Genomic DNA, 16018 nt, shown 5'->3' on the forward strand with positions numbered 1-16018 from the left:
TGTCCACTAAAGAGCCGTTGAAGACTACGACGTTGATAGGTTGGATGTGGAAGTGCGGTGACGCATGAAGCTGACCAATACTAATTGCTCGTGAGGCTTGACTATACAACACCCAAACAGTTGTATAAATAGCATCAATTGATTCACATATAATCAATCAAACTTGATTTAGTTGAAAAGCTAGATAAAATGAACACCTTAAATTAACTCAAGTACTTCTGTTAATAACTCATTTGGTAGAAAACTTAGCACGAAGAGCACTGCTCTGAGATTAGACTAAGCAAGTATCCATAACAGTTGTGCTGGCGACAATAGCAAGAGTGAACCACCTGATCCCTTCCCGAACTCAGAAGTGAAACCTCTTAGCGCTGATGGTAGTGTGGGGTTACCCATGTGAGAGTAAGTCATCGCCAGCTCATTATTCGAAACACCCCCTGACTAGTCCAGGGGGTGTTTTTTTATGTGTGATGAAAAGGGAGGGAATGGGGAGAAAATAAAGAATTCTTCATTCATTTTTATGTGATTTTTAAATTAAAGGCAGAAAGGCGTATACTATCCTTGTCGTTGATGGAAAGCTCATGTCTGATTTAGCCTCAAATTCTCCATATATTGAATATGGCACACGGCCATTTCATGCCATTTTATTTTCTTTATTTTTAGCTGGCTTCGCAATTTTTTCATCGTTGTATTGTGTACAACCGATGATGCCCATCTTTGCGGATTATTTTCATGTCAGTCCGACACATAGCAGTTTTCCTTTATCTTTTTCTACCATTGCCTTAGCAATAGGGCTGCTTTTCACCGGTTTGATTTCAGATCGATTCGGCCGCAAGCCTGTGATGGTCACTGCTTTATTTTTGGCGGCGTCACTTTCAATTATCAGTTCCATATTTGCACTTTGGGAAATATTTTTATTGAATCGCGTGCTGATCGGATTAAGTGTGAGTGGCGTTGCTGCAGTTGCAATGACTTATATAGGTGAAGAAATTGCGCAAAAAGATATAGGCTTTGCAATGGGCCTGTATATTTCAGGTACCGCTATTGGCGGAATGGGTGGTCGTCTCATTGCAAGGGTATTGATTGACTATATTAGTTGGCAAAATGCCATGATGATTATCGGCATCATTAACCTATGTATAGCCACAGCATTCTTTTTATTACTTCCAGCATCTCAATATTTTCAAGCTTATCCCATTCGTTTCAACCGATTTTATGAATCTTTCGTTAAAAATTTAGCAGATCCAAAGCTGAGAATTTTATTCCTTCAAGGCTTTATCCTCATGGGATGTTTTGTCTCTATATTTAACTATATGAGCTACCACCTATTAGAAGAACCTTATCAACTTTCTCAAACATGGATTGGACTAATCTCCATAGCATATTTGGCAGGAATATATAGTTCACCTCGGGCTGCAAGTTGGGGGAAACGCTTTGGCCGGGCAAAAGTTTTACCTTCGATGCTGATCATGATGTTGTTGGGGCTATTGATCATGCTCATTCCGGCATTTTGGTCAGTCATTTTGGGGCTGATTGTATTCACTTTTGCTTTTTTTGCAGCGCATTCCACGGCAAGTAGTTGGGTATCAGTTCAATCCCTGCAATACCGTGCCGTAGGTTCATCTTTATATTTATTTTGCTATTACTTAGGTTCTAGTATTTTGGGTAGCAGTAGTGGTTTGGTTTGGGAAATTTCTGGTTGGATTGGGTTGACGAGCTTTATTGCTGTTATCTTGATGATTGGTTTATTTTTAGCAATACAATTGAATAAATAAAGATAGAAATATGTGAATAAGCTATTATTAAATATTCGTTTTACATCTATTTTTATTATAAATAACGCTATAAAAATGGCTAAGTTTACTATTTTTATGATTATACAACTTTGGTCTAATATGCCTTTTAAAAGGTGCCTCATAATAATGAAATACATCACAATATTATAAATAAATTATTTTTGGTTATCATTTTTAAAATTTAATATATTTTTAAATAATTAGATCTCTTTCATAAATCAAAAAACGATCTTCTTTTTGGTTAATATTTGCACTCCGGATTTCTTAGCATTCGTGCATAATCTGCGGATGAAATACATCGATTCAAACAAGCTTTCTGATCCTCAGTTCAAGCGATACACAGGCATCTCATGGTCAACCTTTGATTTAATGGTTGAACAGCTAAAAATGCTGGTGCCTGCTAAAGGTAGACCATCAAAGTTAAGTGTAGAAGATCAAATTCTTCTATGCTTAAGCTATTGGCGTGAATACCGAACATTGTTTCATGTCGCAACGAGTTTTGGCGTGTCAGAGCCTACTGCTTCAAGAATTGTCCGCCACGTAGAAGATTGCCTGATCAAGTCTAATCTATTTAATTTACCCAAAAGTTTGCCTGAAGGCGAAGGTATCGACTGGAATGTGGTGATCGTAGATGCCACAGAAATTCCAATACAAAGACCTAAAAAAACAGAATAAAAGCTATAGTGGCAAGAAGAAAGCACATACTTTTAAAGTTCAAGCCATTATCCATTATAGAACACAGCAAGTTCTGAGTTTATGTACGAGTCGTGGTGCTGTACATGATTTCGAGCTTTTCAAACGTAATTTGAATCATATTCCTAAAGGTGCTTTTATTCTTGCAGATAAAGGCTATCAAGGTATCTATGCAATGTATCCAAATAGCTTATTGCCTCTAAAAGCAAAGAGACGCTGCAAACTAGATCCCGAGCTAAAAGTTTACAATCAAGAAATCAATAAAAGAAGAATTGGGATTGAACATGTATTCGGCAGTTTGAAAACTTTCAAAATCATTGCCGAACGATATCGTAATCGAGGTAAAAGACTAGGTTTAAGATTCAATTTAATTGCTGGAATCTATAACATGGAGCTGAATAAAAAATGATTTATGAAAGAACTCTATTAAATGTTTATTTTTATTTTTTGAATGTTTTTGCATTTATTTTTGGTTAGAATTATATATAGATCATCATTGGTTTTAAACTGAAGGTGATTATGAAAAATATAACTATTTTAATGATGGCTTTAGTTTTTATCTTAATCTCAGCTTGTACAAGTACCACGAATTTAGGGACAGCAGGCGCAGAGCGAAAACAGTTTTTTATCGTTCCTCAAAAGTTATTAACTAAACAGGCGGATAGAACCTATCAACAATTTATTCATCAAGCGAAAGACAAGCAACTTTTGATCATAGATCCGAAATTGGATCAAATTTTAAATAAACTCAAGCAAAATGCGGAGTTTTACCGCCATGGTTCGAGTCAATGGGATTGGCAAGTCAGTGGGAATCTCAATAAAGATTTAAATGCACATGGTTTCCCGAGTGGGAAAATTGTTATTAACACGGGTTTGTATTGGAGTCTAAAGCTGACTGAAGATGAATTGGCATTTGTGATGGCGCATGAAATGGCACATGCATTGCGTGATCATCATCGTGAGAAGATTTCCTTGCTGTTTGCTAGTCAGGTGGCGATGATTTCTTCAACTGCAGGTATCGGCGCGCTTGCTACTGCGGCCAGTAGTGTGACTGGGCAAGCTGTTTTTTTGCCTAAAGTTTCAAAATTTGAACTGGAAGCAGATGTCCTTGCACTTGATCTGATGTCGAAAGCGGGTTTTGATCCAAATGCAGCATTGAGTTTTTGGCAGAAATATCAGCAGGAAACGACACGCCGTCAAATGCTTGATGTAAAACCATTAATGACTCAAGACAGTATAGATAAGCGTAAGATTTATATTGAAAAATATTTACCTGAAATGCACATTCAATTTCAACAGGCGCAGGCTTTAATGTTGAATAAAAATGCGATAACTCATGGCACATTCTAGGTTGATTTAAACTAAAGCAAAGTTACAAATGATTTATTTAAATCTTGTTTTATAGTCGTGCTACAGCACGATTACATCTGATGTCTATATAAAACAATTCAATGATTCTGTAGCTGTTGTATAAATTATAATCAAGCATGATGAATGGAATTCATGGTAAAATGATCGGCTTTCATCTTCTTTGATCTTTTTTCAGATCATTCCATCTGCCAGCCGAGAATTGCTAGCCATGTCTACTGCTTATACTATGCAGACTGCGCCAAAAGCGTTGTTTGATTACGACAAATATTGGGCGTCTTGTTTTGACCCTGCGCCATTTTTGCCGATGTCACGCGAAGAAATGGATCAACTCGGTTGGGACAGCTGCGACTTTATTTTGGTTTGCGGTGATGCGTATATCGATCATCCGTCATTCTGTTCAGGCATCATCGGTCGAACCCTTGAAGCGCAGGGTTTCCGTGTCGGGATTATTGCTCAGCCAGACTGGACCAATGTAGAAGCGTTCCGTGTGTTAGGTAAGCCGAATATCGCTTGGGGCGTGACTGCCGGTAACATGGATTCAATGATCAACCGTTATACGGCTGACCGTAAAATCCGTTCAGATGATGCGTATTCTCCTGATAATCAACCGAATAAACGCCCAGACCGTGCGGCAACCGTGTACTGCCAACGTGTGCGTGAAGCTTATCCAGATGTGCCTGTATTATTGGGCGGTATTGAAGCCTCGCTGCGCCGTATTGCACATTATGATTATTGGTCAGACAAAGTTCGCCGTTCAGTATTGATGGACTCAAAAGCTGATTTATTAATGTATGGTAACGGTGAGCGTTCGATCACTGAAATTATGCATCGTTTGGCCCGCGGTGAAAAAATCCAAGAGATTACGGATGTCCGCGGTACAGCATTTATTGTGAATAAAAATAACAGGGCTTCAAAAGCGAAGTTTGTTGAAATCGCATCGAATGATGTCGATGCGATTGGCCGTGTCGATCCGATCATTAATCCTTATGTGATGACCGAAGACCTTGAAGGCTGTGAAATCGAAAAAGGCAAAGACAGCGTTACGCAATATCAAGGCTTCCAAAAAGAGGCGGTAGCAAATCCGATTGTTCGTGAAGGCGATAACTTAGACGCCGATACGCAAATCGTGCAGCTGCAGCCTGCATCAAAAGCCATTAAGCATAAATTGCCGCCGCGTGAATTGGCGGTGATTCGTTTACCTGCCTATGAAGATGTGGCGAATGATCCTGTGCTGTATGCACATGCCAACCGTATTTTGCATTTGGAAACCAATCCGGGCAATGCGCGCGCGATGGTGCAAAAGCATGGTGAACGTGATGTTTGGCTGAATGCGCCGCCGATTCCTTTGACTACAGAAGAAATGGATTATGTGTTTGACTTGCCGTATGCACGTCTGCCACATCCTGCGTATGGTGAAGCGCGTTTTCCTGCCTTTGACATGATTAAGTTCTCTGTGAACATTATGCGTGGCTGTTTTGGCGGCTGTACCTTCTGCTCAATTACAGAGCATGAAGGGCGTATCATTCAAAACCGTTCTGAAGAATCGATTTTGCGTGAAGTTGAAAAAATTCGTGATACCGCACCGGGCTTTACCGGGATCATTTCTGACTTAGGCGGCCCAACGGCCAATATGTACCGTTTGGCATGTAAAGATCCTGAGATTGAAAAGAACTGTCGTAAGCCGTCGTGTGTATTCCCGGGTGTATGTCAAAACTTACATACCGATCATGCACCTTTAACGCAGTTATACCGTAAAGCACGTTCATTGCCGGGGATTAAAAAGATTCTGATCGGTTCTGGTTTACGCTATGACCTTGCGGTGTTAAACCCAGAATATGTCAAAGAATTGGTGACACATCACGTCGGCGGTTACTTGAAGATTGCGCCTGAACATACCGAAAAAGGTCCATTATCGAAGATGATGAAACCGGGGATCGGGACCTATGACCGTTTCAAACAAATGTTTGATCGTTTCAGTAAGGAAGCAGGGAAAGAGCAGTATCTCATTCCTTACTTTATTGCAGCGCATCCGGGTACGACGGACTATGACATGATGAACTTAGCGATTTGGCTGAAGAAGAATGGTTTCCGTGCCGATCAGGTGCAAACCTTCTATCCATCACCAATGGCGACTGCAACGACCATGTATTACACCGGTAAAAACCCGCTGGCTAAAGTGGCGCGTTATACCGAAAATGTCGATATCGTGAAAGGTGAAAAACGCCGCCGTTTGCATAAAGCCTTCTTGCGTTATCATGATCCAAACAACTGGCCATTGCTACGTGAAGCGCTCAAAGAAATGGGGCGTCAGGATCTGATCGGGAACTCAAAACAGCATTTGATTCCGACGTATCAGCCTGCGGGTAGTGCTGAGGGCCAATACCAATCTGCACGTAAAAAGAACTCAAGCATTGCGGGTGATTCACAAAAACGTACAGGCGAACAAGGTAATCGGACGAAGGCTGCTCAATCGCGTCCTTCAAATACCAAGAAGCGTCCTGAGCGTGGTCAAATTTTGACGCAGCATACTGGTCTGCCGCCGCGTGAAACGGGTGAAGCGAAAAAACCTTTTGGCGGTTCGAAACCCAAAGGAAAATCGAAGCCTAAATCACGCGCTTAAAATGATGAAATAAAAAAAGACACTTCGGTGTCTTTTTTTATGGCTGATATGCTCGGCAGCATCAGACAGTTTGCATTTTTATATGTTGTTACAAGCTCAATGCCATATGTGCGTCGGTTATCTCAATGAAATACGAGCAAAATTTGACAGCTTATCGGAATTGTCAGACAGTGAGAGGAAATGCACTTGCTGTCGTTTTAGCGAATGATCTAAAGTATCAATATATAGCAATGGATGCTATTACTCTGAACGAAGTGGCATGTGATGTTTGACGCTTTAAGTTTGCAACTTTTTGTCAGTTTAAATACGTATTGTGTGAAAGTTAGAGTTATTTTTTTTAATAGGAAATTAAAAAAATAATACTGGTTGTATACTTCGTATTCATAAGAAGTATGTCAAAAACCAAAAATATAAGAAATATAAAGGATTATGAGATGACTATATACATAGTAATAGGGAGTATTTTACTCTTCTGTGTGCTCATAATGGCTTGGAAAAGTTTAGAAGGTGATTCTAAGCAACAAGATAGCGCATTGAAACAACGTGCTATTTTCAACATTAATGAGCAATTAACCTACACGCGTTTAAAAGAAATTTTGCCTAAGCATACAATCCTTGCGCATGTGTCTTTTGATGCACTGTTGACCACGAAATATTATCGGACGCGGAACAAGTATCGAAATATGGTGGCGGACTTTGTCGTCCTCGATGAACAGCACCAAATCTTAGCGATCGTCGCTTTAGATGATCCAATGGTACTCAAACGGATGCAGCAGTCGCAATATCAAGATGCTTTGCTCGCTTTGGCGGGCTATCGTGTCATTCGTTATGATGATGTGCCTGAGTACGTTCAATTACGCGAAGATTTCTTAAATGAGCAGCGTGTACAAGCGCCATTTGTACCGGTTAATGATTTGAAAAAATATCATTTATATTCAGATTTGGAACGTAAAAAGATCAAAATTATTGGATCTTAGGGATTCAAAGAGCAAAGCCTTTTGCAAAAAAAAGCGTGTCTTTAGACATGCTTTTTTTTAATGGTTATTTAGGCTTAATGATTATTCAGGCTTAACGGCTACGACGGTTAATTCTACCAGTACACGCGGGTCGTATAATTTGGCTTCAACACAAGTTCTGGGTAATGCTTCAATGTCTGACACCCACGCATCCCATACCTCATTGAATGCGGCATAATCCTGTTCAATATCTTTCAGATAAATGGTCACTGACATAATCTGGCTTTTATCTGTACCGGCATCTGCAAGAAATTGATCAATGATCTCAAATGTTTGCTGTGTTTGTCCTTTGATGTCTAAATCAAGGTCTGTTGCCAATTGACCTGCTAAATGGATCAATTGACCGGAAATAGCGATTTCGGAGAAGCGTTTTGAAACATGCAGGCGTTGGATGGTCATGCGGAATATCCTGAAAGCAAAAAGGTCACTTAATCTTGAGTTTTAGGCATTGTAGCTGCAACTAAGGCCGTCAATAAACAGCCGACAGCAAGGTAAATTGCCACATAATGCCATGAACCATCACCCCAAATCACCAAAGCTGCTGCAATCATTGGGGTAAAGCCACCACCGATAATACTGGCCACTTGATAGCCGACACCTGCGCCACTGTAGCGATAGGCGGTACCAAACAAGGAGGTAAAAATCGGCTGGTGTACACTCACCACCATATCATGGGCAATATTGGCAAGGAAAATTGCACCGACAATAATCAGCCAAGTATTTTGAGCATCAAGGGCCATGAAGAATGGAAAGGCAGAAAGCGCACCAATTAAGCCACCCAGCACACACATCTTACGATGATCAAATCGATCTGCTAGCCACGCAAAGAGGGGAATGCTGAAGCAGCTAATTGCACCAACCATTAAGGTGATATTGAGGAAGAACTGCTTGTCCATACCCAATTGAGCGGTGGAATAATTCAGTGCAAAGTTCGTCACCAAATACATGGTGAGTAACTCGGTCAGGCGCAGCGCAATAATGTAAAAAAAGGCTTTGGGGTGTTGGCTAATCGCTTGCAGAATCGGTAATTTTTGCGGCGTTTGTCGAGCTTTGACCACATGGTCGACGAATTCTTGAGATTCGTCTTGATCACGTCGAATCCACATCGCGATAGCCAGCAAGATAATACTGGCAATAAAGGGAATTCGCCATGCCCAATCAGCAAAAGCATCTTCACCCAAAGTGGCAATAATCAACGACACAGCGCCTGTTGCCAGAACGAGTCCGACGCCATAGCCAATTTGTACACCACTGCTGTAAAAGGCTTTTTTGCCTTTCGGGGCATTTTCTACAGCCATCAGGGCAGCGCCGCCCCATTCTCCACCGACCGCAAAACCTTGTATTGCCCGAAGTGTCACGAGCAGGATCGGGGCCCACCAACCGATGGCCGCAAAATTGGGTAATAAACCAATGCCGACCGTCGAAATCCCCATCAGGATGACGGTGAGCACCAACATTTTTTTCCGACCCAGCTTGTCACCAAAATGTCCAAACACAATGCCGCCTAAGGGGCGGAACAGGAAGCCGACGCCAAAGGTCGCCAAGGCTGCCAAGGTTCCCATATTGTTGCCAATACTGGGGAAAAACTGATCTTTGAAAATGAGTGCGGCAACAATGCCATAAAGTAAAAAATCGTACCAATCGACTACGGCACCAATGAAGCTACTTAATGCGGCTTTACGAGCGCGTTGTTCTTGATTTTGTGAAATATTTTGAGGGTTTAGAGCAGATTTTGCAGAAGGCATACAGCGGGGTATTCCATGATTGACAACAGAGTTGCCCTGTAATATTCGGATTTGATCGTCACGCCAATCACAGGACAGCATGCTGAAAGTAAAGGTGATTTTCAGCATCTCAGCGCATACACGGATAATGTAGTGCGCTGATAGAGTACTCTAATTTTAGGCTTTGTGAATAGCAAATTGCTTTAATTTTGTTCTTCTGCCTAAATCTTAAGCAAATACGATCTTCTTGAAGTTTTTAGAGCAGCGAAAGTTGTGTTTCTTGGTTTTGCGCACTTAATTGATAGACCCCTACGCCAATCAGACGAAATTGATCTTCCTCAGAAATATGCATTTCATGCAGTAATTGCTGCAATACCTGCGCAAGGTCTTCACGATGATTCAGTGACGTTTTAAAACTTTTACTGTGCTGTAGCACTTGGAAATTCTTCAGTTTTAATTTGGCCGATACACCGCGCGCGCTTAACTGCTTTTTTTCTAAACTAGACCAAACTTGGTCAATCAGTTTGGGCCAATAGGGCTGACATTGGCTCAGGGTGAGATCATCATCAAAAGTGGTTTCTTTGGAAATCTGCTGACGCTCACGGCTAGATTGGACCGGTCGCTCATCAATCCCTTGTGCATACAGATAGAGTTGTCGTCCATATTTACCGAAATGATGAATCAGAACGGCTTCTTCTATTTGTTGTAAATCACCTAATGTATTGAGTTGCATGGCTTTTAATTTTTCTTGAGTCACTTTTCCCACACCAGGAATTTTTTTCAGTGCCAAGTCATGGATGAAATGCAGAACTTGAGACGGTTTGATAATACAAATGCCATTGGGTTTGTTCCAATCAGAAGCGACTTTAGCCAAAAATTTATTGGGCGCGACACCTGCGGAGGCAGTTAAACCAGTGCTTTGTAAAATCTCTGCCTGAATTCGCATAGCGACTTCGGTGGCGCTCGGAATGTGTTGTAAATTTTCTGTGACGTCCAAATAAGCTTCGTCTAAAGAAAGTGGCTCAATCAGCGACGTATAGCGTTGAAAAATGGCATGAATTTGCGCCGAAACAGCACGATATTTTTCAAAATTAGGTTCGATCACCACGACCTGTGGGCAGAGTTTACGGGCCTGTGCCATCGACATCGCAGAGCGTAAACCAAACTCACGTGCAGGATAGGATGCGGCACAGATGACTGCACGAGGGTGATGTGAAGACACAACAACAGGAAGCTGCTTGAGTTCTGGACGTTCCCGCAGCTCTACTGATGCAAAGAATGCATCCATGTCGATATGTATGATTTTCCTCATGCCTAGTTAGATCAGTGCCTAAAAATTGAATGTCAGTATCGCACAGTCAATCCAGCACTTTCCTCAATTTTTTAACTCGAACGACACAGGTTGACTGAGTAAAACCACCTTGGTGTTTTGAGCTGCTGCCGAGCGTATTAATAGATTTAGACTTTGAGGGGTGTCATCGGCAAAACGGGGCAAAAATTCGAGCTCTGGATTCAGTGGTTTGAAAAAATTATCCCAATGAATTGGAATCACGGTGCTGGGTTGAAGAGTCGCTAAGGTTTCTTTGAAATATTACTGTTGAAACGCTGCCGTTTGCTTGGAAAGTTGGGCGATGCCTAGAAATAAAGTATCGACTTTTAGTTTTTGCAACTGTTTGGGCACAGCACCTGTACTGGCTTTGACTAAACTGTAATGCGGCCCATGTTGGATGAGATAGTCATATGATCCACCTTCTTTAAACTGACTAAAATGTGCAGGGAGTTGCAGTGGCTGCGAAATTTCTTCCCCCAAATCATCATTAACGGCCGTTGGCGGAGTATGTTGCGAGGGGATGGCAGTAATGGTGAATTTACCGATTTGCATCGGCTGCCATGCTTGAACTTCGTGTAATTGTGATTCAGCGATTGGCATTGCCCGTGCAATATTTAAGGTGCTTTTAGAGCCGACAATCATGGCCTTGGGGAGCTGGTGGGCCAACATTGGAATATCAAGCGCATGATCATAATGTGAATGAGTCACGAAAATAGCACGAGTGCGTTTTAAGTCGTATTGGTCGATATAGTTGTGTAATAAAGGCTGATCACTTTGAATCTGAGTGAATATGGTCTGACTGAGCGATGGCCGACTAAAAAAGCCATCGATGAGGACTTGCTCTTGGCCATCGTCAAACAGTAAGGTCGAAACGCCAAAGAACTTTACGTGATAGGGCGCCGCTGAGTGAGTATCTGTAGTGCTTTGTGCGGGATGTTGATAATGCCACGTTTTAAACGCTGCCAAGGTCCCTGAAGGTTGGATCAAATAAGCCAATATCCCGATGGAGAGGATCATAAAGACTGAAAATATAATAAGAAAAGTTTTTAAAATACGCATCCTGCGACTCAGTTTTCATGGATTATTTGCTTCGATGTTGTCCTGAGTCGGTGAATAAATCAACGGGGTTTGATCGGCGAAACGCCATTTTTGTCTAAAAAATCAGTCCATGCCTTGGCATCACCTGAAAATACATTTAAATCGACGCTGGTCGAGATGCCTTGAATTTGTCCTTGATTGGTATGTTGCCAAATCAGCCATTTCGGATTGTTTTTTAGATCGGGTGGGCCTTTATATTCACGGACCCACAGCGGCGTCTGTTTAAACTCGCCAGCTAAGACAATATTATAAAAAGACTTCGAGGTATAAAAAATCGGTTGTTTGCCATAATGGCGGTGCAAGCGATCATGCATATAAGTGATTTCTTTGAGTAACTGCTCTTTGCTGTAGGTGTTAATGCAGTTGGTGTCATATTCCAAATCAATCACGGGAGGAAGGGCATCGGCTTTTTTCGGCACGGAAGCAATAAAATTTTCTGCTTGAATCTTGCCATCACGGCACAAACGGTAAAAATGATAGGCCCCAACTAAAAAGCCATTTTCCCGCGCTTGTAACCAGTTATCTTGAAATTTTCGATCTTTAAAATCACCACCTTCCGTGGCTTTGAGATAAACGAATTGGTATTTTTTAGGTGAAATTTTTGACCATTGAATATCTTTTTGATGATGGGAAACATCAAAGCCTTTTACGGGATATTCTTCTGCAGACGCAGGGCGATGCGGCATAACGGCTAAATAACCCAGTCCTGCCACCACCAAGACGCCGCTGATAGCGCTGAGTGCAATAATCGGGCTGTATTTTTTGAGTGAACTTTTTGTGGTACGTGATTTGGCTTTTTTAGGCATGAAAATGTATCCAAGTATCTCTTTTATCATAACCCTTTAATGGCTGATCTGTCATAGATTTGCCCGATGACACGGATTTAGACATCCACATGTTTAGGAATCTGCCAAAAAATCGCTGCGGTAATCAGGTTAATGCAGCCGAGTAAAATCAAGGTGCTATGGAATGCTGTTTCGATTTGTGCAGCACCATAATAGGCCGTAAACACGTTGACTAAAGTCCCAGCCAAAGCCACACCGATACTCATCGACACCATCATAATCATCGACAAGAAACTGTTGCCACTGCTGGCATCTTGTTGGGGTAAATCTTTGAGGGTTAAGGTATTCATCGAAACGAATTGCAGCGAATTTAAAATACCAAAAATAAAAAAGTGTAAGGCACGTAACCACGTGGGGGTCTCAGCCGTAGAGAGCGCAAAACTGCAAATACAAGCGCCGACCAAGAAGGTATTTACCAATAACACTTTGCGATAGCCAAAGCGTTGAATAATTTGACGAATAATCGGTTTAGATGCCAATGAGCCGAGTACAGTCGGTATCATCAATAACCCTGTGATAAATGGCTCAAAGCCAAAAGCCACTTGTAGCATTAAGGGAATCAAAAATGGCATGGCATTGCCGCCAAGGCGGGCAAAGAAGTTGCCGATAATGCCGATGGCATAGATCCGATTTTGAAATAATTTACTGCGAAACAGCGCATTGGCGTGGGTATGTGCATGAAAGGCATAGATCAAACTGGCGATGATCCCCGCAGCGACTAATAGCAGGCTCCACCATAGCGGCAGATGCGGGCTAGCAAAGTTTTCAATGCCTAACGATAAACCCACCATGGCGATGACCAATAAGAAAAAACCCATAAAGTCGAAGCGTTGTACGCTCGGTTCGGTCACATTGGGCATGGCTTTAAAGGTAATAAGTACTCCTAACAGTCCCATTGGAATGTTTATTAAAAAGATCCAATGCCATGTTGCGACTTCCACCATCCAACCGCCAAGGGTAGGACCAATTAAGGGGCCCATTAAACCAGCAAGGCTCATCAGACTCATAGCCGATAAAAACTGTGTCCGAGGAATCACTTTGAGCATCGCCAAACGCCCAACAGGCAGCAGTAATGCGCCACCTATACCTTGAATTACCCGATAAACCAGCAGCTCATTCAGGCTATTGGCCATGCCGCAGCCTAGCGATGCTAACGTAAAAATAATAATGGCTGTGAAATACGTATTTCGTACACCAAAACGATCGGCCAACCAACCACTTAAAGGAATACACGCCGCAACGGACAAGACATAGGCCACGACCACACTATGCATTTGTAGCGGGTCTTCGCCCAAACTTCTTGCCATCGCTGGGATTGCTGTATTGACGATGGTCGTATCCAGCCCTTGCATAAAAAAGCCAATAGAGACCAATAGCACAAGAAGTCTAAATTCGGGTTGTAAAGCCTGATGCGTTGGCGTGCTATTCATAAGTCAATAAAGCTGAGATTTTTAAACAGTTTAAATGAATATTGCCATTCGGATGTAGTAAAAGCTTTGCATAATTGAGCCAAAAAATTGCAAGAAAAATGCAATGAAAGTTTCATCTCTATGCAACCTAATGTTTATAAATTGGTCATATTTTAATAAAAGACGAATGAAAACATGAAACTACAAATTTCGGCGCTGATGTGTGCCATGTTGTCTGTGGGGCTAGTGGCGTGTAATGACAGCAATGATGATGCGCAAGTGCAAACACCTCCTCCAGTGGTCGAAGAAGTCACGCCAAACACTATCGTGTTGGAACAGATTGGGCGTTATGAATCGGGTATTTTTGGCGCGAGTGCAGCAGAAATTCCTGCTTATGATGCTCAAAGTCAGCGCGTATTTGTGGTCAATGCCAAAGCTGGTGTGGTTGATGTACTGGATTTAAAACAACCAGCACAGCCTACATATTTACAATCTTTAGATGCTAAAAAATATTTGGCCGATTCTGAAGTGAATAGCGTTGCTGTACACAATGGCATCGTGGCACTCGCGGTGCAAGCGGCCGATAAAACGCAGCCGGGCATCGTGGCCTTTTTTAAAGCACAAGATTTAAGTTTTATCAGTCAGGTCGAAGTTGGGGCTTTGCCAGACATGCTGACCTTTAGCCCAGATGGCAAAAAAGTATTGGTCGCTAATGAAGGCGAACCAAATGAAGGTTATGCAGTCGACCCTGAAGGTTCAGTCAGTATTATTGATCTAACTCAGATTGAAAAGCCAACGGCGAAATTGGTGGATTTCCGTGCGTGGAATGCTCGTAAACAAGAGCTAATTGATGCTGGCGTTCGCATTTTTGGACCCGACACCGCACAATATGCCGATGTGAAGACGCAAGGTGTACAAACCACGAGTGTGGCTCAAGACCTAGAACCTGAGTACATTGCGGTGAGCCAAGATAGTCAAACGGCATGGGTGAGCTTACAAGAGAACAATGCGATTGCCGTGCTCGATCTAGTGAAAGCGGAATTTATTGATATCTTTCCGATGGGCTATAAAGATCACAGCTTGCCTGAAAATGCACTCGATGGCAGTGATCGTGATTGTGTGGTTGGTGCGACGGACAGCGTAGGCCGTCAGGTCGAGAGCTGTGCAAAAGATGCAGGGATGATCAATATTCAGGCATGGCCTGAGCTGTATGGTATGTATATGCCTGATGCCATTGCACATTATCAAGCGGATGGAAAAAGTTATTTGGTCACTGCCAATGAAGGCGATGCCCGAGAGTGGTTAAAAGACGAAACGCAGTATTTTACGGGCGATGATTTAAGCCAAGGCTATACCGAAGAAATTCGAGTTAAGCATCTGTTTAAAAAAGCCGGTTTTGATGCAAAAGGGGATTATGCAGCCCATTTACGTCATTTGGTGCCTGGTGTCGTTGGTGCAAAACTCGATCCGAGCGTCTTTAAAGCTTGTACCACCACAGCGCCGACAGAAATTTGTGCGGATAACTTGATCAAAGATGCACAGATTGGCCGTTTAACCATCAGTTGGACGCAAGGTTTTAAACGTGATACTGCCGGAAAACCTGTATTGGAAGACGGTAAGTTGGTTTATGACAAATTGTATACCTATGGTGGGCGCTCGTTCAGTATTGTCGATCCCATCAGTCGAAAAATTGTTTGGGATTCGGGCAGTGAGTTTGAACGCAAAATTGCTGAATTGTTTCCAGCCCAATTTAATAGTAATCATGAAGCCTTTAAATTTGATGACCGCAGTGACAATAAAGGCCCTGAACCTGAAGGCATCACACTGGGTAAAATTGGTCAAAAAACCTATGCCTTTATCGGGCTAGAGCGGGCCAGTGGGATCATGGTGTATGACATCACACTGCCGCAACAGGCGAAATTTATTCAGTATTTTAATACACGGGATATTGCGCAAACCGATATAACTAAGCAGGGCGATTTAGGGCCCGAAGGTCTGATTTTTATTGCGGCCAAAGATTCACCTAATGCTCAACCTTTGTTGGTGGTTGGAAATGAAGTGAGCGGTAGCACGGCGGTTTATCAGATTAAATTGAAATAATTAAAGTTTAAAGCAATTG

Annotated in this window: 12 protein-coding genes, 2 rRNA genes and 1 pseudogene; 9 read left to right on the top strand and 6 right to left on the bottom strand. The window is 42.2% G+C overall.

Features of this window, described 5'->3' with window-relative positions:
• From FTT88_RS05565 to FTT88_RS05600, 8 genes are all read left to right on the top strand, one after another.
• A 23S ribosomal RNA gene (locus tag FTT88_RS05565) occupies positions 1 to 105 on the top strand; the annotation flags it as partial.
• A 196-nt stretch (positions 106 to 301) separates the two neighbouring features.
• Positions 302 to 416: ribosomal RNA gene (gene rrf, locus FTT88_RS05570) — 5S ribosomal RNA — on the top strand.
• A gap of 162 nt (positions 417 to 578) precedes the next feature.
• Positions 579 to 1772: an MFS transporter gene (locus FTT88_RS05575; protein WP_180173748.1), complete on the top strand. Its 1194-nt coding sequence runs from the start codon at positions 579 to 581 to the stop codon at positions 1770 to 1772.
• Positions 1773 to 2066: 294 nt separating this feature from the next.
• The gene (locus tag FTT88_RS05580) at positions 2067 to 2468 is read left to right on the top strand and encodes a transposase family protein (protein WP_180173749.1); all 402 of its coding nucleotides are present in this window, start codon (positions 2067 to 2069) and stop codon (positions 2466 to 2468) included.
• Positions 2425 to 2895, top strand: a complete 471-nt coding sequence (locus FTT88_RS05585; protein ID WP_180135299.1) for a transposase family protein — start codon at positions 2425 to 2427, stop codon at positions 2893 to 2895. The genes FTT88_RS05580 and FTT88_RS05585 overlap by 44 nt, the downstream gene beginning before the upstream one ends.
• Before the next feature lie 110 nt (positions 2896 to 3005).
• Complete coding sequence (locus FTT88_RS05590; protein WP_180117092.1) at positions 3006 to 3836, top strand: M48 family metallopeptidase; 831 nt, start codon at positions 3006 to 3008, stop codon at positions 3834 to 3836.
• A gap of 229 nt (positions 3837 to 4065) precedes the next feature.
• On the top strand, positions 4066 to 6477 hold the full coding sequence (locus tag FTT88_RS05595; protein WP_180055481.1) for a YgiQ family radical SAM protein: 2412 nt from the start codon (positions 4066 to 4068) through the stop codon (positions 6475 to 6477).
• Positions 6478 to 6911: 434 nt separating this feature from the next.
• Complete coding sequence (locus FTT88_RS05600; protein WP_078189487.1) at positions 6912 to 7454, top strand: DUF2726 domain-containing protein; 543 nt, start codon at positions 6912 to 6914, stop codon at positions 7452 to 7454.
• Positions 7455 to 7535: 81 nt separating this feature from the next.
• On the opposite strand, the gene FTT88_RS05605 is transcribed toward FTT88_RS05600, so the two are convergent.
• The 6 genes and pseudogenes from FTT88_RS05605 to mdtD all read right to left on the bottom strand — a co-directional run bounded on the left by FTT88_RS05605 (position 7536) and on the right by mdtD (position 13920).
• Entirely contained in the window at positions 7536 to 7892 is a 357-nt protein-coding gene (locus FTT88_RS05605; protein WP_180005213.1) for a RidA family protein, read from the bottom strand.
• Positions 7893 to 7921: 29 nt separating this feature from the next.
• Positions 7922 to 9238, bottom strand: coding sequence for a shikimate transporter (gene shiA, locus FTT88_RS05610; protein WP_180173776.1), 1317 nt, complete (start codon positions 9236 to 9238; stop codon positions 7922 to 7924).
• Positions 9239 to 9473: 235 nt separating this feature from the next.
• The gene (gene dinB / locus FTT88_RS05615; RefSeq protein ID WP_180110442.1) at positions 9474 to 10529 is read right to left on the bottom strand and encodes a DNA polymerase IV; all 1056 of its coding nucleotides are present in this window, start codon (positions 10527 to 10529) and stop codon (positions 9474 to 9476) included.
• 63 nt (positions 10530 to 10592) lie between these two features.
• Positions 10593 to 11606: pseudogene (locus FTT88_RS05620) on the bottom strand (MBL fold metallo-hydrolase).
• Positions 11607 to 11665: 59 nt separating this feature from the next.
• Positions 11666 to 12451 carry a GH25 family lysozyme gene (locus FTT88_RS05625; protein ID WP_180173750.1) on the bottom strand — a complete coding sequence of 262 codons (786 nt, stop codon included), beginning with the start codon at positions 12449 to 12451 and terminating at the stop codon, positions 11666 to 11668.
• A 77-nt stretch (positions 12452 to 12528) separates the two neighbouring features.
• Positions 12529 to 13920 (bottom strand): multidrug transporter subunit MdtD, encoded by a 1392-nt coding sequence (gene mdtD, locus FTT88_RS05630; RefSeq protein WP_180035938.1) that lies wholly within the window; start codon positions 13918 to 13920, stop codon positions 12529 to 12531.
• A 174-nt stretch (positions 13921 to 14094) separates the two neighbouring features.
• Between mdtD and FTT88_RS05635 the strand changes: the two genes are divergently transcribed.
• Positions 14095 to 15999, top strand: coding sequence for a choice-of-anchor I family protein (locus FTT88_RS05635; protein ID WP_180173751.1), 1905 nt, complete (start codon positions 14095 to 14097; stop codon positions 15997 to 15999).
• Positions 16000 to 16018: the final 19 nt, after the last annotated feature.

The organism is Acinetobacter sp. YH01024 (assembly GCF_013420195.1).
GTDB lineage: Bacteria > Pseudomonadota > Gammaproteobacteria > Pseudomonadales > Moraxellaceae > Acinetobacter > Acinetobacter amyesii.

Excerpts from the sequence above, each read along its gene's own strand:
- FTT88_RS05575 (WP_180173748.1), top strand. The coding sequence starts at position 579 with ATGTCTGATTTAGCCTCAAATTCTCCATATATTGAATATGGCACACGG.
- FTT88_RS05585 (WP_180135299.1), top strand. The coding sequence starts at position 2,425 with ATGCCACAGAAATTCCAATACAAAGACCTAAAAAAACAGAATAAAAGC.
- FTT88_RS05590 (WP_180117092.1), top strand. The coding sequence starts at position 3,006 with ATGAAAAATATAACTATTTTAATGATGGCTTTAGTTTTTATCTTAATC.
- FTT88_RS05595 (WP_180055481.1), top strand. The coding sequence starts at position 4,066 with ATGTCTACTGCTTATACTATGCAGACTGCGCCAAAAGCGTTGTTTGAT.
- FTT88_RS05600 (WP_078189487.1), top strand. The coding sequence starts at position 6,912 with ATGACTATATACATAGTAATAGGGAGTATTTTACTCTTCTGTGTGCTC.
- FTT88_RS05605 (WP_180005213.1), bottom strand. The coding sequence starts at position 7,892 with ATGACCATCCAACGCCTGCATGTTTCAAAACGCTTCTCCGAAATCGCT.
- shiA (WP_180173776.1), bottom strand. The coding sequence starts at position 9,238 with ATGCCTTCTGCAAAATCTGCTCTAAACCCTCAAAATATTTCACAAAAT.
- dinB (WP_180110442.1), bottom strand. The coding sequence starts at position 10,529 with ATGAGGAAAATCATACATATCGACATGGATGCATTCTTTGCATCAGTA.
- FTT88_RS05625 (WP_180173750.1), bottom strand. The coding sequence starts at position 12,451 with ATGCCTAAAAAAGCCAAATCACGTACCACAAAAAGTTCACTCAAAAAA.
- mdtD (WP_180035938.1), bottom strand. The coding sequence starts at position 13,920 with ATGAATAGCACGCCAACGCATCAGGCTTTACAACCCGAATTTAGACTT.
- FTT88_RS05635 (WP_180173751.1), top strand. The coding sequence starts at position 14,095 with ATGAAACTACAAATTTCGGCGCTGATGTGTGCCATGTTGTCTGTGGGG.